This window comes from Blastococcus sp. URHD0036 (assembly GCF_000701365.1).
In the GTDB taxonomy this organism is placed as follows: domain Bacteria; phylum Actinomycetota; class Actinomycetes; order Mycobacteriales; family Geodermatophilaceae; genus Trujillonella.
On record NZ_JNIK01000018.1, the window covers coordinates 306,795 to 325,682 of the forward strand.

The following is an 18,888-nucleotide window of genomic DNA, read 5'->3' on the forward strand; positions in this document are numbered from 1 at the left end:
TCCGGGACCTAGGGACGTGTCCGGGTGCGGTCATCAGCGGGAGCATCGGCCGACATGGCGGCAGTCACGCACGCCTCGACCCCGGTGGGACAGGTCTCCCGACCCGACCCCCCGTCGATCCGCCGCGTCCGGCGGCGCCGCCGGCCCTCCGGGGAGGCGCCGCCGCTCCCCCGCCACCTGGCCGCCTCCGGCAAGTGGTGGCTGGCCCTGACCGCCGCCGTCGGGGTCGTCGCACTCGTCGTCGTGGTCACCGACAGCCTCGGCCTCGTGGACCGGGTCGACACCCGCGTCCTCCAGGCGATCGCCGAGCTGCGCAGCGACACGCTGACCTCCGTCGCGAAGGCCGCCGGCGTGCTCGCGACCGCCCGGGCCATCCACGTGCTCTGGCTGGCGAACCTCCTCGTGCTGGTGGTGACGCGGCGCTGGCGGCACCTGTTCGTCTGGGTGCTGACCGGCCTGCTGGTCGTCAACCTGACGGCGACGGCGGCGGCGAGCCTGCAGCGGCCGCGGCCCTACGAGATCGAGATCCTCGGGTCCTGGTCGGGCTTCTCGATGCCGTCGTTGCCCGTCACCGTGCTGGCCTGCTTCCTGGTCAGCAGCCTGTACTCGCTGGTCCCGGCCGGCCGGTACCGGGAGATCGGCAAGTGGGTGGTCGTCGGCCTGCTGCTGGGAACCGCCGCCTCGCGGCTGTACCTGGCCCAGGACCACCCGACCGACGTCGTGGCCGGGGTGGTCATCGGGGTGGCGGCGCCGCTGGCCGCCTTCCGGCTGCTGACGCCCAGCGAGGTGTACCCCGTGCGCTACCGCCGGGGCCGGCCCGCGCACCTGGACGTCACCGGCGACCGCGGGGCGGCCATCGTCCGCGCCCTGCAGGACCAGCTGGGCATCGTGGCAACGGATGTGCGGTCGTTCGCCCTGGAGGGCTCCGGGGGTTCCACCCCGGTGCGGATCACGGTCAAGGCCGAACCCGACGCCGCGGAGCAGGAGAGCTTCGTCTTCGGCAAGCTCTACGCCGCCACGCACGTCCGCTCCGACCGCTGGTACAAGCTCGGCCGCACGCTGCTGTACGGCCGGCTGGAGGACGAGAAGCCGTACCACAGCGTGCGCCGGCTGGTGCAGTACGAGGACTACGTGCTCCGGCTGTTCTCCGACGCGGGGCTCCCCGTCCCGCACCCCCTGGGGATCGTGGAGATCACCCCCGAGCGCGAGTACCTGCTGGTCGCCGAGTTCATCGCGGACGCGCAGGAGATCGGCGACGCCGAGATCGACGAGGCGGTGATCGACCAGGGGCTGTGCGTGGTGCGCCGGATGTGGGAGATCGGCATGGCCCACCGCGACATCAAGCCGGCCAACATCCTGGTCCGCGACGGCACGCTGTTCCTCATCGACTCGGCCTTCGCCGAGGTCCGCCCCAGCCCGTGGCGGCAGGCGGTCGATCTGGCCAACATGATGCTGGTCCTCGCCCTGCGCACCGACGCCGCGCGGGTGTACGCCCGCGCCCGGCTCCAGTTCTCCGACGAGGAGATCGCCGAGGCCTTCGCCGCGACCCGCGGGCTGACCATGCCCTCCCAGCTGCGCCGGCTCATGCGGTCCCAGGGCCGGGACCTGCACGCCGAGTTCCTGGCACTGCTCCCCTACCGGCTGCCCCCCGTGCCCATCCAGCGGTGGACCTGGCGCCGGGTCGGGCTGTCCCTGGTCGCCCTCGCCGGGCTGGCGGTGGCCGTGGCCGTCGGCATCGACCTGGTCGGCTCGCCGCTGTGAGCCGCGCCCGGGCCACGGGCGCCTCCGCCGTCGTCCTGCCGGTGGTGGCGCTCCTGCTCAGCGCCTGCTCGGACGAGGGTCCGAGCGTCAGCCTGGAGGTCCCGGCCTGTTCCGGTGGGGACGACGGGAACGCGGCGTACGGCGTCGTGCTCATGGCGCAGTCGGTGCCCACCGCGTCGTGGGTGCCGTGCGTGCAGGGCGTGCCGCTGGGCTGGGACTTCGCCGGCCTGGACGCCCGCAGCGGCTCGGCCCGCTTCTGGCTCGACTCCGACCGGGACGGCCACCACGCCATCGAGGTACGGCTGGACGAGACCTGCGACACCGGCGGCGCCACCGCGGTCCCCACCGACCGGGAGGGCCTGAGCCGGATGGAGCGGGTGACCCAGGTGACCCCCGACTACCACGGCCGGCGCTTCTACCTGTTCGAGGGCGGCTGCATGACCGTCGTCCTCACCCTCTCCGGCGAGTACCGCGGGGAGCCCCTGGCACTGGCCACGCAGGGCATCGGCGTGCTGGCCCGCGAGGACCTCGCCGGCCAGGTCCGGGCGGACACCGGCGGCCGGCTCGAGCTCGACCCGCCGGACGACGACGAGGGAGGCACCCCGTGACGACCGTCGACCCCCTGACCACGCCGGCCCCACCCGGCCGGCCGCCGCGACCGAAGCCGCTCTGGCAGCGGGTGCTCGGGCCGCTGATCTCCGTGGCCCTGCTCGCCGCCGTCTTCTTCTGGTTCCTGCCGCAGTTCACCAGCCTGTCCGAGGTCTGGTCCTCCATCACCGACATGTCGTGGCTGGAGCTCGGTCTCCTGGCGGTGGCCACGGTGTGGAACCTCGTCACCTACCAGCTGGTCATGCTCACGACGATGCCGGGGATGCGGCTGCGCGAGGCCACGGTCTCGACCATGACGACCACCGCCGTCTCCAACACCGTCGTCGGCGGCGCGGCCCTCTCACTGGGACTGACCTACGCGATGAACTCGTCGTGGGGCTTCTCCCGCTCCCGGACGTCGGTCTCGCTGCTCGTGTCGGGGCTGTGGAACAACTTCGCCAAGCTCGCGCTGCCGGTGCTCGCCGTCGCCCTGCTCGCCCTCACCTCGGCGACGCCCACCCCGGGCCGGCTCGTCGCGGGGCTGGTGGGGGTCGCCGCCCTCGTCGCCGCGGTGGTCCTGCTCGGCCTGCTGCTGCGGAGCCGGGAGAGCGCGGCGCGGATCGGCATCGGCGCGGGCCGGGTGGCCTCCGCCGTCCGCCGTCCGTTCGGCCGTCCCCCGGTGCAGGGCTGGGACCTGGCCACCATGAAGTTCCGCGACCGCACCGTGCTGCTGCTCCGGGCCCGCTGGTACTGGATCACCCTCGCCACCGTGGTCAGCCACCTGTCGCTGTTCGCCGTCCTGCTGGTGGCGCTGCGCGCGGTGGGCGTGGACGCGCAGGAGGTCAGCACGGTCCAGGCCCTGGCGGTCTTCGCCTTCGCCCGCCTGCTCACCGCCGTGCCGTTCACGCCCGGCGGCCTGGGCGTCATCGAGCTGGCGCTGATCACCGGGCTGTCGGCGGCCGGCGGGGACCGCGCCGAGGTCGCCGCGGCCGTGCTCATCTTCCGCGGGCTGACCTACGTCCTGCCGATCCTCCTGGGCGTCGTGGCGTACCTGTTCTGGCGGCACGACAAGTCGTGGCGGCGCGCGCCGAACAGCGCGCCGCGCACGGAACTGGTCCCGGAGACCTCGTGAGCACCCGTGCGGCCACCCGCCCGCACGGGGTGGTCCGGACACCCGGCGACGCCGCCCTGCTCGTGGTCGGCGCGGCGGTGCTGGTGCTCGCGGCGCTGCCGGTGCACCGGTTCCGGGTGGACCCGGCGGAGGCCTCGGTGTTCCACGCGGTCAACGGCGTCGACGTCGTCCCCTTCGTCCTGGTCTGGCCCGTGATGCAGCTGGGGAACCTGCTCGTGGTCCCGGCGAGCGCGCTGGTCGCCGCGGCGTTCCGCCGATGGCGGCTGGCCGCGGCCCTGCTGCTGGCCGGCGCCGGCACCTACTACGCGGCGAAGGTGGTCAAGGGCGTCGTGGTCCGGGGCCGGCCGGACGGGCTGCTCGACGACGTCGTCATCCGCGGCACCGCCGCCCTGGGCCGCGGCTTCGTCTCCGGTCACGCCGCGGTGGTCACCGCCCTGCTGGCGACCGCCTGGCCGTGGCTGGGCCGCCGGACGCGGATCGCGTGCCTGGTCCTGGTGGTCGCGGTGTGCCTGGCACGGGTGTACGTGGCCGCGCACCTGCCGCTGGACGTCGTCGGGGGCGCGGGGCTCGGGCTCATGGTCGCCGGCGCGGTCCGGCTGGTCGTGGGGCGACCGGCCTGATGCTCGTCGACGCGCGCCGGGGCCTGTGCGTGAGCGGGGTGCTGCTCGCCGGCGCGGTCGGCATCGGCGTGCTCGTGGCCCTCCCGGCGACCCGCCCGGCCGTGCAGGCGGTCGACGACGCGGTGTGGCACGGGGCGGTCGCGGTCGAGAACGGGCCGGCCACCGCGGTGGCGGTGGCGCTCTCCTGGCTGGGCGGGGCGTGGGTGACCTGGCCGCTGCGGGTGCTGGGGCTGGCCCTGCTCGCCTGGCGCCGGCACTGGCTCCGGCTGGCCGCCTTCGCGCTGGCGATCGGGACCAGCGAGGCGCTGATCGGCCCGGTGAAGGCGGCCTACGACCGCGCGCGGCCGCCGGACTCCCTCATCGCCACGTCGGGCGCCTCGTTCCCCTCCGGGCACGCCGTCGCCGCCGCGGTCACCGCCGTCGGGCTGGTGCTGGTCCTCGCCCCGCCCGGGCCGATGCGCTGGCGGTGGGAGGTGCGCGCGGCCCTCTTCGCCGCCGTCATGGCGATGTCGCGCGTCTACCTGCGCGCGCACTGGCTCTCCGACGTCCTCGCCGGCGCCCTGCTCGGCGCCGGGCTCGTCCTCGGCTGGCCCGCCCTGCTGACGGCCGTGCGCGAGCGGCAGACGGTCAGTCGAACAGGTCGGGCTGGTCCCGGCTGATCCGCTCCCAGATGGGCTGGAACTGGAACCAGCCGGCGAACTCGTAGCCGACCTGACCGCGGGTGACCGTGGCCTCCTCGTGCCCGATCCGCCGCGGCGGGATGCCCAGTCCGGCGGCCGCGGAGTACGCCATCAGCTGCGCCTGGGCGGTGCGCTCCAGGGTGAGGAACCACCAGGCGGCACTGTCGACCGAGGTGCCGACGGTCAGCATCCCGTGGTTGCGCAGGATCACGGCCTTGTGCGACCCGAGGGCGGCGCCGATGCGCCGGCCCTCCTCGGGGTCGAGGACGACGCCGGAGTAGCTGTCGAAGACGCCGATGTCGTCGTAGAAGGCGCAGGCGTCCTGGGTCAGCGGCTCGATCGTCATCTCGAGGCTGGAGAGGGTCTTGCCGTACGGACCGTGCGCGTGCGCGGCGGCCAGGACGTCGGGGCGAGCGGCGTGCACCGCGCAGTGGATCGCCACGGCCGCTCCGTTGACCGCACGGTCGCCCTCGACGACCTCGCCGGTGTGGTCGACGCGGACCAGGTCGCTGCTGCGGATCATGCTGAAGTGCATCCCGAACGGGTTGACCCAGAAGGTGTCCGGGGCCCCGGGGTCGCGCACGGTGACGTGGCCGGCGACGCCCTCGTCGAGCCCGGCCTTGCTGAACATCCGGAAGGCCGCGGCGAGCTTCGCCTTGCGGTGCGCCCGCTCCTCCTCGACCGAGGCGAACACCGGCGGCCGGGCGCTCCGGAGCTTCCGCCCGCCCGCGTCGTGGTCTGCCGCCGCCGCGGGGAGCTCGGTCGCTTCGGGCCGGTCGGTGACGGTCATGGCGGCTCCTCCGCTCCGGGCGGCGGACGCCGCGCTCGGGACGATTGTGCGCCCTCCGGGAGGCTCCGGACAGGCGGGCTCCGGTCACCCGGCCGGGGGGCGCCACCTGTGGTTGAGTGGCTCAGGTCACAGCTGCCACCGAAGCACCTCGAGGAGGCCGGCAATGACCACCGCCCGCAGCACGAGCACCCCGTCCGGTGAGCCGAGCACCGCGCCCACCGCCACGCGCACCCGCGTCGAGACCGGGCCGTCGGAGACCTCCGAGGCGGCCGCCGAGGCCATGACCGGCCTGGACATGATCCTGGTCGACGGCGCACGGGGCCCGCTCCGCCGGCTGGTCCCGCCGGTGCGGACCACGGTCCGGTTCGGTGCCCGCCTGGCCCGCCGCCCCGACGCCCTCGCCCGCCGGGCCGGCACGCTCGCCCAGGACCTCGCCCGGATCGCCGTCGGCCGCAGCGACATCTCCGCCTCGCCCAAGGACAAGCGGTTCGCCGACCCGGCCTGGACGGGCAACCCGCTGCTGCACCGGGCGATGCAGGCCCACATCGCCGCGGCCCGCGCCGCCGTCGGCCTGGTCGACGACGCCGAGCTCGACTGGCAGGACGACGAGCGGGTCCGCTTCTCGCTGACCAACCTCGTCGACGCCCTGGCGCCGAGCAACGTGCCACCGCTGAACCCGCTGATGTGGAAGGCGGTCGTCGACACCGGCGGCCGCAACGTGCTCGGGGGCACCCGGCGCCTGCTCTCCGACCTCACCTCGCCGCCGCGGGTCCCCTCGATGGTCGAGGCGGACGCCTTCACCGTCGGGGAGGACCTCGCCGTCACCCCCGGCGCCGTCGTCCTGCGCACCCCGGTGTTCGAGCTCATCCAGTACCGGCCGACCACCGAGCGGGTGCGCGCCGTCCCGCTGGTCATGGTGCCGCCGACGATCAACAAGTTCTACGTCACCGACCTGGCGCCGGGGCGGAGCATCGTCGAGCACTACGTGGGCGCCGGCCAGCAGGTCTTCATGATCTCGTGGCGCAACCCGACCGCGGAGCACGCGGACTGGGGCATCGACGACTACGGGCAGGCCGTGCTCGACGCGATGGCGGCGGCGCGCGAGATCACCGGCAGCGACCGGGTGGCGCTCCAGGCCTTCTGCTCCGGCGGCATCATCACGTCGATGGTGCTCGCCCACCTCGCCGCCACGACGGGTCTGGACGAGGTGGCGGCGGCGAGCTTCGCCGTCACCGTCCTCGACTGGGACCGCGCCGGCACCGTCGGAGCGCTCATGGACCCGCAGGCCGTGCAGGACGCGGTCGAGAAGTCGCGGGAGAAGGGCTACCTCGACGGCGCCATGCTCGCCGAGGTGTTCGCGTGGCTGCGGCCCAACGACCTGATCTGGAACTACTGGGTCAACAACTACCTGCAGGGCAAGCCGCCGCCGGCCTTCGACATCCTCTACTGGAACGCCGACACCACCCGGATGACGGCGGGCCTGCACCGCGACTTCATCGACATCGCCGTGCAGAACTCGCTGACCGAGAAGGGCGCGGCGACGATGCTCGGCACGCCCGTGGACCTGAAGGCCGTCGACGTCGACACCTACGTCACAGCGGGTATCGCCGACCACCTGTGCCCGTGGCAGTCCTGCTACCGGACGACGCAGCTGATGGGCGGTCGGAGCCGGTTCGTGCTGTCGACCAGCGGGCACATCGCCTCGCTGGTCAACCCGCCCGGGAACCCGAAGGCCACCTTCTCGGTGGCGCCGGAGACGCCGGCCGATCCCGAGCAGTGGCTCGCCGCCTCCGAGAAGGTCAAGGGCTCCTGGTGGCCGGACTTCGCCGCCTGGCTGGGCGAGCGTGCCGGCGACGAGGTGCCCGCCCCCGCGGACCTGGGGTTGGCCCGCCACCCGGCGCTGGAGGACGCTCCGGGAAGCTACGTGCATGAGTCGTGACCCCCTGCGCGCCCACCCGCGGGAGACCGTCCAGCCGATGACCGCGGCCGGACGCACGCTCCGGGTGTCGGTCCGCACCGGGACCGACCCCGACGTGCCACCGCTGCTGCTGATGAACGGCATCGGCGCGAGCCTCGAGGTGCTGCAACCCCTCGTCGACGCCCTCGACGACCGGCGGACGGTGATCCGCTTCGACGTCCCCGGGATCGGCGGGTCCCCGCGCCCCGTGGTGCCCTACGTCCTCGGCACGCTGACCCCGGTCGTCGCCGGGGTGCTCTCCCGACTGGGCTTCGACCAGCCGGTCGACGTCCTCGGCCTGTCCTGGGGAGGCGGGCTGGCGCAGCACTTCGCCGTCCAGCACCGGCGGCGCTGCCGCCGGTTGGTGCTCGCCGCGACCGGTACCGGCACGCTGATGGTGCCGGGCTCCCCGCGGGTGCTCAGCCGGATGCTCACCCCCCGGCGGCACCGCGACCCCGAGTACGCGCGGGAGATCGCCGGGCAGATCTACGGCGGCACCATGCGCTCGGACCCCGAGCGCGCCGCCCGGGTGCTGCACGCGGCCACCCGCATCGGGCCGCGGCGCGGCTACTACTACCAGCTCGCGTCGAGCACCGGCTGGAGCAGCCTGCCGTTCCTGCGGCTCATCCGGCAGCCCACGCTGGTCCTCGCGGGGGACGACGACCCGATCGTGCCGGTGGCCAACGCCCGGATCATGGGCCGGCTGCTGCCCGACGCCCAGGTGCACGTCTACCGGGGCGGCCACCTGGCCGTGCTGACCGAGGCGGACGAACTCGTCCCGGTCATCGAGGACTTCCTCGACCGCGACTGAGAGAGGACCCCGTCCTCCTCACACCACGCGCCGCGCGGCGCGAGCCTGGGGACGGGGCCGAACTACAGGCCGCAGGTCCCGCCGAGGAAGCCCTGCCGGAAGGCGTCCACGAGCTCGAAGCCGGAGGAGTCCGAGGCCGGCAGCACGTTGTCGCCCTCGCCGTAACGGAGGAGCGCGACGGCGGCCTCGTCCACGTCACCGGGCGAGATCGAGGCGCCGCCGCCCGCGACGTCCCCGCGGAACAGCTCGCGGGCCATCCAGCCGGTGGTGCAGACCACGGCGTCCACGGCTCCCACGCCGTCGGCCGGGAGCCCGAGCTGTGCCCGGACGGCCGTGGCGTAGGGCAGCCCGAGCAGCGCCACGACGGCGTAGTCGCCGACCTCGTCGTGGGCCGGCTGCAGGAGTCCCGGTGCGTCGAAGCGGACCGAGCCGTCGGCGCAGTACTCGACGTCGACCTCCGGACCGCCGCCCGTGCAGGCCGACCCCGACGGCTCGCCCTCGACCACCTCGGGGAGCTGCACCACGCGCCCGAGCGCCGGGGTGTCGGCGAAGCCCTTGCCGAGCGCCTGGTCCCAGAACGCCGACAGCAGGCTCGCGGCGGAGCGGACGGCCCGCCCGTACGGCAGGTCGCCCTGCGTCCCCTCCTCCTCGCGGTCGAAGGGCTCCAGCGTGTAGACGCGCTCGTCGTCGAACGCGGCGCACGCCTGCGGGCCGTCGGCGTACCCCTCCTGGAACGCCGAGAGCTGGTCGAACAGGGAGCCGTGGGCGCTGGGGTCGTCCGGGTCGCTGCCGGCCGGGTCCCCGAAGTAGAGGTAGCTCAGCAGGTACCCGTCGAGCTCGGCCGGGCGGACGGCGAAGTGCCGGGAGTTGCCCTCGACCACCCAGCGGGTCCAGCCGCCGGCGAAGCACTCGGCCTGGGTCTCGGCGACGATGGAGGAGTCGTAGACCTCGGCGTGCTCCTGGACGGCGTGCCCCATCTCGTGCGCCATGACCTCGGCGATCATGAACGGCCCGTAGTCCTCGGCCAGGTCGGCCAGCCAGGCGCGGTCGTAGACGATCCGGTCGTCGGAGCCGCAGTAGAACGCGTTCTCGGCCAGCTCGTCGACGTCGTCGTCGAAGCAGGGGCTGGAAGGCAGGTCGTCGCCGTCGGTCTCGTCCGGGTCGATCGACCAGAAGCCGCCCTCCAGCTCGCCGAACTCGCCGCCGTACACCTCCGGGAAGGTCTGCTCCCAGTAGTCGAGGACGTCGGCCGCGGCGTTGCGCGCGATGCGGTCGGTCTCGTTGCCCTCCTCGGCGAGCTCGACGACCAGGTCGGCGTCCGTGGCGTCCATGCGGAGGCCGCCGGCGGGGGTGGCCACGCCGGCGACCGAGGTGGTGCAGGCCGTCAGCGCGGCGACGGCCGCGAGCGCGGCCAGGCTGGTCGGACGGACGCGCACGGGGACCACCTGTCGATCTGGCGGACGCGCGGGCGGGTCCGGGGGCTCTGGGCCGAAGGTGCACGGTCGCGCGCGGCGTCGTCAACCGGACACGGCGGTCAGACGGTCAGGACCACACCGAGGAGGGCACCGGCCTCCTCGGCCGGGAGCGGCCGGTGCAGCAGGTAGCCCTGCACGTGGTCGCACTCCTCGGCCCGCAGCCGCTCCAGCTGCTCGTGCTCCTCGACGCCCTCGGCCACGACGGTCAGACCGAAGGTGTGCGCGGCCCGGATCATCAGCGAGACCAGCTCCCGGTGCCCGGGGTCGGTGGAGCCGATGAAGCTGCGGTCGATCTTCAGCGTGTCCACCGGCATGTGCCGCAGCTGCCCGATCGAGGTGTAGCCGGTGCCGAAGTCGTCGATGGCGATGCCGACGCCGATGTCGCGGAGCGCAGCGAGGTGGTCGTAGGCCACGCGGTCGCTGATCAGCACCGTCTCGGTCACCTCGAGCACGAGGAGCCGGGCGGGCAGACCCGAGGCGCTCAGCGCCTCGACGACGTCGGCCACGACGCGGGGCTCGGCCAGGTGCCGGCCGGAGATGTTGACCGCGATGGTCGGCCCGGGCTCGGCGGGCGTCAGGCCCGCGGCCGTGCGCCACTCGGCCAGCTGCCGCGTGGCCTCCCGCAGCACCCAGCGGTCGATGTCGCAGATCAGCGTCGATGCCTCGGCGACGGGGATGAACTGGTCCGGCGGCACCGGGCCGATGTTGGGGCGGTACCAGCGGACCAGCGCCTCGAAGCCGCTGACCACCCCGCGGGAGACGTCGTGCACCGGCTGGTAGTGCAGCTGCATCTCGCCGGCCGCGAGCCCGGCGGCGATGGCGGCCTCCGTGTCGGCGCGCGCGGTCAGCTGGCGGCGCAGGTCGTCGTCGAACACCTCGGCGCGACCGCGGCCGTGCGCCTTGGCCCGGTAGGCGGCGGTGTCGGCCTCGGCGAAGAACGCGTCGGCGTCGGTGCTCCCGTCACGGCTGACGGCGACGCCGATGCTGGCGCCGATGCGGACGCCGATGCCGTTGACGTCCACCGGCGCGGCGACGGCCTCGACGAGCCGCTCGGCGAGGTGCACGAGCTCGTGCTCGTCCTCGATCTGCTCGACCAGGACGACGAACTCGTCCCCGCCCAGACGCGCGACGGTGTCACCGGCCCGGACGACGGACTGCATGCGCCGCGCCGTCACCCGGAGCACCTCGTCGCCGCAGGCGTGGCCGTGCCGGTCGTTGACGGTCTTGAAGCCGTCGAGGTCGACGAACAGCAGGCCGGTGGTGCTGCCGTTCCGCTGTGCCCGGTGCAGCGCCCCGGAGACGGCGGCGACCGCCTGGGCGCGGTTGGGCAGCTCGGTCAGCGGGTCGTGGGTCGCCTGGTGGGCGAGCGCGACCTGCAGCTCCTCCCGGTGCCGCACGGAGGTGACCAGCTGCCGGACGGAGGCGTGCACCGCCTCGCCGAGCGCACCCGGCAGGGGCTGGTCGAGGAGGTCGTCGTCCAGGTCGCCGCGGGCCACGGCCGCGGCCTGTGCCTGGACCTGGCGCAGGCTCGCCACGACCGAGCCGAGCGCGGCCGAGACCGTGCGCACCTCGCGGGGACCGGCGACGGCGACGTGCACGAGCCGGCCCTCGCTGACCCGCCCGGCCTGCTCGGCCAGGCCACCGAGGGCCCGTCCCATCCGCAGCCCGAGCGCGGTGGCGGCGGCGCCGCCGACCAGGAGGATGCCCAGGCCCAGCTGGAGCGCGTTCTCCCGCGCCTCCTGGGCCCGTGCGGCGTCGGCGGCGGCGAGGTCCCGCGCGCTGGCCACGGCGTCGGCGACGAGCCGGTTCAGCGTGGCGTCGCGCTCGGCTCCCTCGGCGAGCGCCGCGCCCAGCTCTGCGAACCCCAGGCGCCCCAGCGTGCCGTCGGCCTGGGCACTGAGCAGGTCGTTGAGGTGGGTGATCGCGGGAGTGGTCCGGGCCCGTTCCCAGGCCGCGAGGAGCGCCGGCTGCGAGACGTCGGTCATCCGCCGCTGGGCGTCCTGGTAGGCCAGCCACGCCGACTCACCGCTGATCTGGGCGCCGGCGGACAGCCCCCCTGCGTCGAGCTGGGACGTGAGGAAGAGCGGGAAGACCCGCGCCGAGGCCTGCCCGAGCGCGGCGACGATCTCCACGTCGCGGGTGGCCCGCAGCGTCGCCGCCGGCACCTCCTCGGAGCTGGCGGCCGCGGCGGCCTGGTTCTGCGCCTGCGCCAGCACGTTCGACACGTCGACGTAGGCGAAGTAGCTGCTGTCGAGATCGGGGTCCCCGCCGTCCACCCGGGCCCGGAGGTCGGTCAGGGCCTGCCGTGCGCGGGCGACCAGCGGCGAGTCCGCGACGGAGCCGGGGAGGGCCTCGAACGCCGCGTCGGTGGTCCGCCGCGCCTCCCCGACACCGGCGGCCGTCTGCTCGGCGATGTCGGCGAGCGCCGCCAGGGGCAGGCCCAGCATCACGGCCAGGCCGGGGTCGTTCACGACCGCCAGCGACAGGGCGGGCACGATCTCGTGCTCCACCCCGTTGCGGGCGGCGTCGAGCTGGGCGAGGGCCTGCACCGCGAGCTCGGCGCGCTGCGCGCTGTCGACCTCGCCCTGCTGGTGGCGCACCACGGCGGTGGTGAGCATGCCCACCCCGGACTGCGGGACCAGGACCAGCGCCAGGACGTACACCCACAGGGGGACGCCGCGCCGGGTCCGCCGGGCCGTGAGTGCCATGGGTGCGTCATCGGCCGGGGCGGCGGGGCCCCTGAGGCCGCCTCACCCCTCGGGAGGGGGAGCGCCCGTCCGGCCCCTACGGGTTCGGGGCCCGGAGCGCGGCCAGGACCGGCGCGTACATCGTCGTCTTGACCGTGGCGAGGTTCGGACCGGCGAGCTCGGCGTGCTCCGCCGCGAGGCCGATCGCGGTCGCGCGGACGGCGTCGGCCTCCACCGCGGAGTCGACGATCCCCGCGGCCAGCGCCTCGGTGCCGCCGTAGCGGCGCGAGGTGACCATCGCCTCGTGCGCGACCTGCTGCGGCAGCCGGGCCTGGATCAGCGCCGCCATCCCCGGCATGAACGGCAGTCCGAGGGCCGCCTCGGGCAGGGACCAGTAGCCGCGGTCGGCCCGCATGACCCGGCTGTCGTGCGCCAGGGCGAGCATGGCGCCGCCGCCGAACGCGTGCCCGGGGAGTGCGGCCACGGTGAACAGCGGCGCGGCGAGGAGCCGGGCGAAGACCTCCTCGATGCGCGCCGTGTACCCCGGCCCCTCCGCGGGCGTGGCGAGCAGCCAGTCCAGGTCCAGCCCGTTGGAGAAGAACCGGCCGCCGGCGGTGGTGACCAGCGCCCGGGGGCCCTCGGCCGCGGTGACCTCGTCGAGGGCGGCCTCGACCTCGGACAGCCAGTCGAGCGTGAAGCGGTTCTCGCCGTCCCCGAGGTCGAGGACGAACACGGCGGCGTCGCGGGTGAGGACGGGCATCCCGCGACGCTAGCGCCGCCTCAGTCGGTGCCGGCCTCCATGGCCGCACGGTCGAGCAGCTCCTCGTCCGCCGGCACCTGGCCACGGGAGGCGATCGCCTCCGCGCCGCCGGCGGTCAGCGCACCGATCAGCCCGGTGGAGGCCGCCTGCGCCGCGCCGACCAGCGCCGGCTGCGCGGACCCCACCATGCCGAGTCCGGCGTACTGCTCGAGCTTGGCGCGGGAGTCGGCGATGTCGAGGTTGCGCATCGTCAGCTGGCCGATCCGGTCGGTGGGCCCGAAGGCGGAGTCCACCGTGCGCTCCATGGAGAGCTTGTCGGGGTGGTAGCTGAAGGCCGGGCCCGAGGTGTCGAGGATCGAGTAGTCCTCACCCCGCCGCAGCCGCAGCGTCACCTCGCCGGTGACGGCCATGCCGACCCACCGCTGCAGCGACTCCCTGAGCATCAGCGCCTGCGGGTCCAGCCACCGGCCCTCGTACAGCAGCCGGCCCAGCCGGCGGCCCTCCGACTGGTAGGTGGCGAGGGTGTCCTCGTTGTGGATCGCGTTGACCAGCCGCTCGTAGGCGATGTGCAGCAGCGCCATCCCCGGCGCCTCGTAGATGCCGCGGCTCTTGGCCTCGATGATGCGGTTCTCGATCTGGTCGGACATGCCGAGGCCGTGCCGGCCGCCGACGGCGTTGGCCTCGAGCACCAGGTCGACGGGCGAGTCGAACTCCGTGCCGTTGATCGTCACCGGCCGCCCCTGGGCGAAGCCGATGGTGACGTCCTCGGGGGCGATCTCCACCGCGGGGTCCCAGTGCCGGACGCCCATGATCGGCTCGACGATCTCCAGGCCGGTGTCGAGGTGCTCCAGCCGCTTGGCCTCGTGGGTGGCGCCCCAGATGTTCGCGTCGGTGGAGTACGCCTTCTCGGTGCTGTCGCGGTACGGCAGGCCGTGGGCGACCAGCCACTCGGACATCTCGGTGCGGCCGCCGAGCTCGGTGACGAACGCGGCGTCCAGCCACGGCTTGTAGACGCGCAGCGACGGGTTGGCGAGCAGCCCGTACCGGTAGAAGCGCTCGATGTCGTTGCCCTTGAAGGTCGAGCCGTCGCCCCAGATCTGGACGTCGTCCTCGAGCATCGCGCGGACCAGCAGGGTGCCGGTGACCGCCCGCCCCAGCGGCGTGGTGTTGAAGTAGGCCCGGCCCCCGGACCGGATGTGGAAGGCCCCGCAGGTCAGCGCCGCCAGGCCCTCCTCGACCAGCGCCGCCTTCGCGTCGACCAGCCGGGCGATCTCCGCGCCGTAGGCGGTGGCCCGCCCGGGCACGGAGGCGATGTCGGGCTCGTCGTACTGGCCGATGTCGGCCGTGTAGGTGCAGGGCACCGCGCCCTTGTCGCGCATCCACGCGACCGCCACGGACGTGTCGAGCCCTCCGGAGAAGGCGATGCCCACACGCTCGCCGACCGGCAGGGAACTCAGCACCTTGGACATGGGGCAGATTATGCACGCTCATGCATGACCATGCACAGGCGGCCCCGAGAACTCAGGCGGCGCGGCGGACGACGTGCCCGCAGCCACCCCCGAACGCCTCGACGGCGAAGCCGCGGACGGCGAGCACGTCGGCGACCGCGCGGCTCATCACCTGCTGGACGGCGTCGTCGGCCGCCGCGCCGTGCACCTGGTCCACGCTCATCCGCTCGTGCTGCCGCCAGGTGACGACGATGCCGTCGAGGTCGGGCTCGCAGCGCAGGACCGCCCCGCCGAGGGCGCCGTCGTCCCCGGTCGCGTCGTGCAGCGGCAGCCCGGCCTCGGCCAGCGCGGCGGTGACCTCCACGACCAGGGTGGTCAGCGGGTCCTCGTCCTCGATGGTGTCCTCCCACTCGGCCGGCAGGCGGCCCAGCTGCTCGCCGAGATGGGCGAGCCACGCCCACTCCTGCGGCGACGGGCGGCGCTTGACCCGGCCGTCGGGGCGGCGCACCCCGTAGACGGTCTCGACCGTGCCGGCGGCGTGGTCCGCGGTGGCCCAGCCCGCCTCCGCGCGGGTCGGGAAGGGACCGGCGACGACCGGCCCGCGGCCGTCGTCCTCGACCTCGGTCAGCCACCACCCGACGGCCGTAGCGCCACCGACTGCGATCCCACTCACGGGAAGACGACTCACGCTGTGCACCACCACTTCTTGACTCCGACCGGCGCCGGGGAAGTGCGCCGGTTCCCGGGCCGCTCCCCTCGCGGAGAACTGGCCCGGTGTGCGAAAAGTAGGGGCCGGCCCGGTGCCGACCGCCCGTCTGACCGGGGACCTCCCCGGCGCGTCGCGACCGCGGTGCGCGGCGGCCACGGGGAGTCGCCACCCCGTCCCGGAGCGCTGCGGCCCCGGGTGGGGACCTCGGCCGCCGTCCCTCACCGGGGACCGGGCGTGACCATCCAGCAGTCGCTGGTCCCGAACGGCTCGACCTCGAAGCCCAGGGTGCGCAGCAGGTCGGCGACGGCGGCGTTCATCGTCCGCTGCACGACCGCCTCGACGGCCTCGCCGCGCACCTGCTGCACGCTCATCCGGTCGTGCTGGTGCCAGGTGACGAGGACGCCGGCGAGCGCCGGGCCGGGGCTCAGGCACACGCCGCCTGCCGCCCCTCCCCCGTTGCAGTCGTGCAGCGGCAGGCCGGCCTCGACGAGCGCGGCGGCGACCTCGACCACGAGCGTGGTGAGCTCGTCGTCGTCGCTCACCAGCTCGTCCCACTCCTCGGACAGCCGGTCCAGCTGGTCGCCCAGGTCCGCCAGCCAGGCACGCTCGGCCGGGAGCTGGCGGCGCACCACGGTGCCGTCGGTGCGCTGCGAGCCGTAGACGACCCGGGTGGAGTCGGCCAGGCCGTGGGCCATGAGAGCCCAGTCGGCCTCGAACCGGTCGTCGAAGGGGCCGGCGACGGCGGCGCTGCCCGACTGCTCGGACTCCTCGTCCACCAGCCACCAGGCCGGGGCACTGCCGGGCTCGCCGATCCGCTTGCCGGCCGGGTGGGTGGCGATGCTGACGGCCGTGGCCAGCTCGGCGGAGAACTCCTGCCCCGCCCCGAGGTCGGTCGGGGAGGAGCCCCCCAGCGCGACCACGTCGGTCACGGACTCGGCGAGGAGGTCGGCCGGCGCGGCGGCCACGGCAGCGGGCTGGCGGGCGGCCTGGACGGCGTTGCGCTCGAACTCGTACCGGTTGGTGGAGCTGGTGCCCAGCGCGACGACGACCGCCGCCAGGACGAAGAAGCCCAGGAGCGTCACCGTGGGCCAGAGCAGAACGACGTCCTCAGTGGGCACGCGAGGCTCCCTGCGGGTCGATCCGGACGGCGGAACCGGTACCGGGAAGCGGTCGTGCTGCCGAGAAGAGATCCAGCAGCCCCGTCCTCTCGCCGCGCGCGACGAGGGACGGTGGTCGGCAGGCCGGTGCATGGGGCGCGTTCACGCAGGTGCTCCTCGAACTGTCCGTCGCGGCCGGGGAAGTGCCGCTGACAGGAAGAAAAGTAGGGTCCGCGCCCCCGTCGCGAGGCCCGCGGGACGCGCCGCCGGCGGCGCCGTCACCCAACCGTTGTGGAGCCTCCCGCCGAGGCCGGTGACCTGCCCCACCGGGCGGCCTCTTGTCGACAAACCGCGTGGTCCCGAGCGTGTGGAGCGGTCATCGTGGCCTCGATCACGCCGGCGGAGCCCGGGACCGCGGCATGTCGCGGCTCAGCCGATGCGCGCGCCCACCGCTCCCGGAGCCGGCTCGGGGAAGGAGCGGTCACCGAACAGCACCCGGCGGGCGACGGCCCGGCCGGGCGGCGTACGCAGCAGCGCGAACCCCGCCGCGGCCGCCGCCGGCGTCCGGACCTGGGCGAGACCGTGCCGCAGCAGCAGCCGCCCCCGGAACCGGGCCCGCAGAGCCGCGCCGTCGTAGGCGGTGAGGGCGGCCGGTCCGGTCCGGAGCGCCCGGTCGAGGACGTCGGCGGCGTGCTCGGAGAGCCGCAGGCACGGGTCGAGCCCCCCGGCCGTCAGCGGGGAGACCGCGCCGGCCGCATCGCCCACGAGCAGGCCGTCGGCGCCGCCGATCCGCCGGAGCAGCCCGCCGACGGGGATCGGGCCTCCGCGCCGCTCGACGTCCGCCGGCCGCTTCACGCCGGCGAGTCCGGGGGCCGTCGCGGCGAAGCGGTCCAGCGCGGCACGCAGACCCGCCGGGAACCGGTCGGGGTAGCCGGCGACGCCGACGTGGGCGTGCCGGCCGTCGTCGACCACCCAGGCCAGGTAGCCGGGGGCCAGCGAGGGGTCGATCACGCAGGAGAACGTCGGAGGGCGGTCGCCGGCGGGCACCGGGAACACCTCCTCGGCGCCGACGAGCAGATGCCGGTTGCGGTCCAGGCCGAGGTCGCGGGCCACCGCGGAGCGCGCGCCGTCGGCGCCGACGACGAAGCGGGCACGGACCTCCGTCGGCCCGCCCGGACCCGTGAGCAGGCAGAGTCCGTCCCGCCGCCCCGTGTAGCGGGTGGCCAGCGCGATCCGGACCCCCGCGTCGGTCGCCTCCCCCGCCGCGGCCAGGTAGAGCCCGCCCATGTCGCCGACCCGGAACTCGTCGCGGTCGCTGTCCAGCGTCACCGGCCGCCGCCGGTCCGGCGGGTACAGCACCACCCGCCGGATCGGCGGCCCCAGGCAGTCGGCGGGGAGCGGGAAGTCGTCGAGGGTCTTGCGGACGAAGATCCCCGTGGTGCGGACGGCGCCGGTGAGGGTCGGGCGCCGCTCGGCGAGGAGCACGTCGTGCCCGCGGCGGGCGAGCAGCGTGGCGGCGTGCAGCCCGGCGAGGCCGGCGCCGACGACCAGGACGTCGACCTCCCGCGGCCGGGTCATCCCCGCGGCGCGGCGACGGCGGCGTCGTCCAGATCGGGGACCCACTCGAGCAGATCGCCGGGCTGGCACTCGAGCACCCGGCACATGGCCTCGAGCGTGCTGAAGCGGACGGCCTTCGCGCGGCCGTTCTTCAGCACCGCCACGTTCGCCGGGGTGAGCCCGACGCGCTCGGCGAACTCCCCGACGCTCATCTTGCGGCGGGCGAGCTCGACGTCGATGCGGACGACGATGGCCATCAGATGACCGCTTCCATGTCGGTCCGCAGTGCCATGGCCTGCCGCAGCAGTGCCCGCAGGACCACCAGGAGCAGGCCGACGACGGCGCCGATGAGCAGCAGGACGAGCAGCATCGCCGGCAGCGCGGGGTCGTCGCTGACCTCGTCGATGATGAAGTAGTACGAGCAGACGAAGGTGCCGGCCAGCATCAGCCAGCCCGTGGCGACGGCGCCGACGATCGCGTTCACCCACGGCAGGGCGGCGGCGCTGAAGATCCGGTCGTCGGTGACCAGGGTCAGCAGCTTCCAGGTGCAGACGACGACGACCTGGACGCAGACGAGCCCGAGGACCGCGATCGTCAGCATCGCCGCCCGCATGACCCTCCGCTCCAGGGTCGGGTCGGCCAGGTCGGGCACCATCTGCGGCAGCGCCCAGATCTGCGCGGCGAGCAGCGCTCCGAACACCACGACGAGCAGGATCCGGAGCGGCAGGACCACTCGATTCATCCGCGACATGACATCGACCTTCGTGTGCTTGCTATCGATTGTCAATCGATACACGCCGCATGTCGGGAGATCGA

The 18,888-nt window shown here is 74.5% G+C and carries 17 protein-coding genes; 7 read left to right on the top strand and 10 right to left on the bottom strand.

Annotated elements, in window-relative coordinates; all coding sequences use genetic code 11:
- Positions 1-54 precede the first annotated feature (54 nt).
- From N555_RS0121865 to N555_RS0121885, 5 genes are read left to right on the top strand one after another with little or no spacing between them, the layout of a single operon-like run.
- Positions 55-1,761, top strand: a complete 1,707-nt coding sequence (locus tag N555_RS0121865; protein WP_029433622.1) for a phosphatase PAP2 family protein — start codon at positions 55-57, stop codon at positions 1,759-1,761.
- Positions 1,758-2,369, top strand: coding sequence for a hypothetical protein (locus tag N555_RS0121870; protein WP_029433623.1), 612 nt, complete (start codon positions 1,758-1,760; stop codon positions 2,367-2,369). Before N555_RS0121865 ends, N555_RS0121870 begins: the two co-directional genes overlap by 4 nt.
- Positions 2,366-3,481 (top strand): lysylphosphatidylglycerol synthase transmembrane domain-containing protein, encoded by a 1,116-nt coding sequence (locus N555_RS0121875; RefSeq protein ID WP_231503083.1) that lies wholly within the window; start codon positions 2,366-2,368, stop codon positions 3,479-3,481. The genes N555_RS0121870 and N555_RS0121875 overlap by 4 nt, the downstream gene beginning before the upstream one ends.
- On the top strand, positions 3,478-4,101 hold the full coding sequence (locus N555_RS27095; RefSeq protein WP_051684336.1) for a phosphatase PAP2 family protein: 624 nt from the start codon (positions 3,478-3,480) through the stop codon (positions 4,099-4,101). The genes N555_RS0121875 and N555_RS27095 overlap by 4 nt, the downstream gene beginning before the upstream one ends.
- A complete protein-coding gene (locus tag N555_RS0121885) occupies positions 4,101-4,760 on the top strand; it encodes a phosphatase PAP2 family protein (protein ID WP_029433626.1) in 660 nt (219 codons plus the stop codon). The genes N555_RS27095 and N555_RS0121885 overlap by 1 nt, the downstream gene beginning before the upstream one ends.
- Here N555_RS0121885 and N555_RS0121890 read toward each other — a convergent pair.
- The gene (locus N555_RS0121890; RefSeq protein WP_029433627.1) at positions 4,729-5,571 is read right to left on the bottom strand and encodes a class II aldolase/adducin family protein; all 843 of its coding nucleotides are present in this window, start codon (positions 5,569-5,571) and stop codon (positions 4,729-4,731) included. The genes N555_RS0121885 and N555_RS0121890 overlap by 32 nt on opposite strands.
- 163 nt (positions 5,572-5,734) lie before the next feature.
- Here N555_RS0121890 and N555_RS0121895 point away from each other — a divergent pair, with 163 nt between their 5' ends.
- Together N555_RS0121895 and phaZ are read left to right on the top strand one after the other, a co-directional pair.
- A complete protein-coding gene (locus N555_RS0121895) occupies positions 5,735-7,510 on the top strand; it encodes a PHA/PHB synthase family protein (protein WP_029433628.1) in 1,776 nt (591 codons plus the stop codon).
- Positions 7,500-8,339, top strand: a complete 840-nt coding sequence (gene phaZ, locus N555_RS0121900) for a poly(3-hydroxyalkanoate) depolymerase (RefSeq protein WP_029433629.1) — start codon at positions 7,500-7,502, stop codon at positions 8,337-8,339. The genes N555_RS0121895 and phaZ overlap by 11 nt, the downstream gene beginning before the upstream one ends.
- 62 nt (positions 8,340-8,401) lie before the next feature.
- Here phaZ and N555_RS0121905 read toward each other — a convergent pair whose 3' ends face one another.
- From N555_RS0121905 to N555_RS0121945, 9 genes are all read right to left on the bottom strand, one after another.
- Positions 8,402-9,775, bottom strand: coding sequence for a neutral zinc metallopeptidase (locus tag N555_RS0121905; protein ID WP_029433630.1), 1,374 nt, complete (start codon positions 9,773-9,775; stop codon positions 8,402-8,404).
- Positions 9,776-9,873: 98 nt separating this feature from the next.
- Positions 9,874-12,522, bottom strand: coding sequence for an EAL domain-containing protein (locus N555_RS27100; protein ID WP_051684337.1), 2,649 nt, complete (start codon positions 12,520-12,522; stop codon positions 9,874-9,876).
- A 76-nt stretch (positions 12,523-12,598) separates the two neighbouring features.
- Positions 12,599-13,261 carry an enoyl-CoA hydratase/isomerase family protein gene (locus N555_RS0121915; RefSeq protein ID WP_029433632.1) on the bottom strand — a complete coding sequence of 221 codons (663 nt, stop codon included), beginning with the start codon at positions 13,259-13,261 and terminating at the stop codon, positions 12,599-12,601.
- A 20-nt stretch (positions 13,262-13,281) separates the two neighbouring features.
- Complete coding sequence (gene argG / locus N555_RS0121920; RefSeq protein ID WP_029433633.1) at positions 13,282-14,730, bottom strand: argininosuccinate synthase; 1,449 nt, start codon at positions 14,728-14,730, stop codon at positions 13,282-13,284.
- 52 nt (positions 14,731-14,782) lie between these two features.
- Positions 14,783-15,382 carry a hypothetical protein gene (locus N555_RS0121925; protein WP_051684338.1) on the bottom strand — a complete coding sequence of 200 codons (600 nt, stop codon included), beginning with the start codon at positions 15,380-15,382 and terminating at the stop codon, positions 14,783-14,785.
- Positions 15,383-15,636: 254 nt separating this feature from the next.
- Positions 15,637-16,536: a hypothetical protein gene (locus tag N555_RS29180; protein ID WP_029433635.1), complete on the bottom strand. Its 900-nt coding sequence runs from the start codon at positions 16,534-16,536 to the stop codon at positions 15,637-15,639.
- Positions 16,537-16,944: 408 nt separating this feature from the next.
- Positions 16,945-18,093: an FAD-dependent oxidoreductase gene (locus N555_RS0121935; RefSeq protein ID WP_029433636.1), complete on the bottom strand. Its 1,149-nt coding sequence runs from the start codon at positions 18,091-18,093 to the stop codon at positions 16,945-16,947.
- Positions 18,090-18,329: a helix-turn-helix domain-containing protein gene (locus N555_RS0121940; RefSeq protein WP_029433637.1), complete on the bottom strand. Its 240-nt coding sequence runs from the start codon at positions 18,327-18,329 to the stop codon at positions 18,090-18,092. Before N555_RS0121940 ends, N555_RS0121935 begins: the two co-directional genes overlap by 4 nt.
- Positions 18,329-18,814, bottom strand: coding sequence for a DUF2975 domain-containing protein (locus N555_RS0121945; RefSeq protein WP_231503085.1), 486 nt, complete (start codon positions 18,812-18,814; stop codon positions 18,329-18,331). The genes N555_RS0121940 and N555_RS0121945 overlap by 1 nt, the downstream gene beginning before the upstream one ends.
- Positions 18,815-18,888 lie beyond the last annotated feature (74 nt).

Bases quoted from the DNA above. Each gene is read 5' to 3' on its own strand.
- N555_RS0121865 (WP_029433622.1), top strand. From the start codon at position 55: ATGGCGGCAGTCACGCACGCCTCGACCCCGGTGGGACAGGTCTCCCGA.
- N555_RS0121885 (WP_029433626.1), top strand. From the start codon at position 4,101: ATGCTCGTCGACGCGCGCCGGGGCCTGTGCGTGAGCGGGGTGCTGCTC.
- N555_RS0121890 (WP_029433627.1), bottom strand. From the start codon at position 5,571: ATGACCGTCACCGACCGGCCCGAAGCGACCGAGCTCCCCGCGGCGGCG.
- N555_RS0121895 (WP_029433628.1), top strand. From the start codon at position 5,735: ATGACCACCGCCCGCAGCACGAGCACCCCGTCCGGTGAGCCGAGCACC.
- phaZ (WP_029433629.1), top strand. From the start codon at position 7,500: ATGAGTCGTGACCCCCTGCGCGCCCACCCGCGGGAGACCGTCCAGCCG.
- N555_RS27100 (WP_051684337.1), bottom strand. From the start codon at position 12,522: ATGGCACTCACGGCCCGGCGGACCCGGCGCGGCGTCCCCCTGTGGGTG.
- N555_RS0121915 (WP_029433632.1), bottom strand. From the start codon at position 13,261: ATGCCCGTCCTCACCCGCGACGCCGCCGTGTTCGTCCTCGACCTCGGG.
- argG (WP_029433633.1), bottom strand. From the start codon at position 14,730: ATGTCCAAGGTGCTGAGTTCCCTGCCGGTCGGCGAGCGTGTGGGCATC.
- N555_RS0121935 (WP_029433636.1), bottom strand. From the start codon at position 18,093: ATGACCCGGCCGCGGGAGGTCGACGTCCTGGTCGTCGGCGCCGGCCTC.
- N555_RS0121940 (WP_029433637.1), bottom strand. From the start codon at position 18,329: ATGGCCATCGTCGTCCGCATCGACGTCGAGCTCGCCCGCCGCAAGATG.
- N555_RS0121945 (WP_231503085.1), bottom strand. From the start codon at position 18,814: ATGAATCGAGTGGTCCTGCCGCTCCGGATCCTGCTCGTCGTGGTGTTC.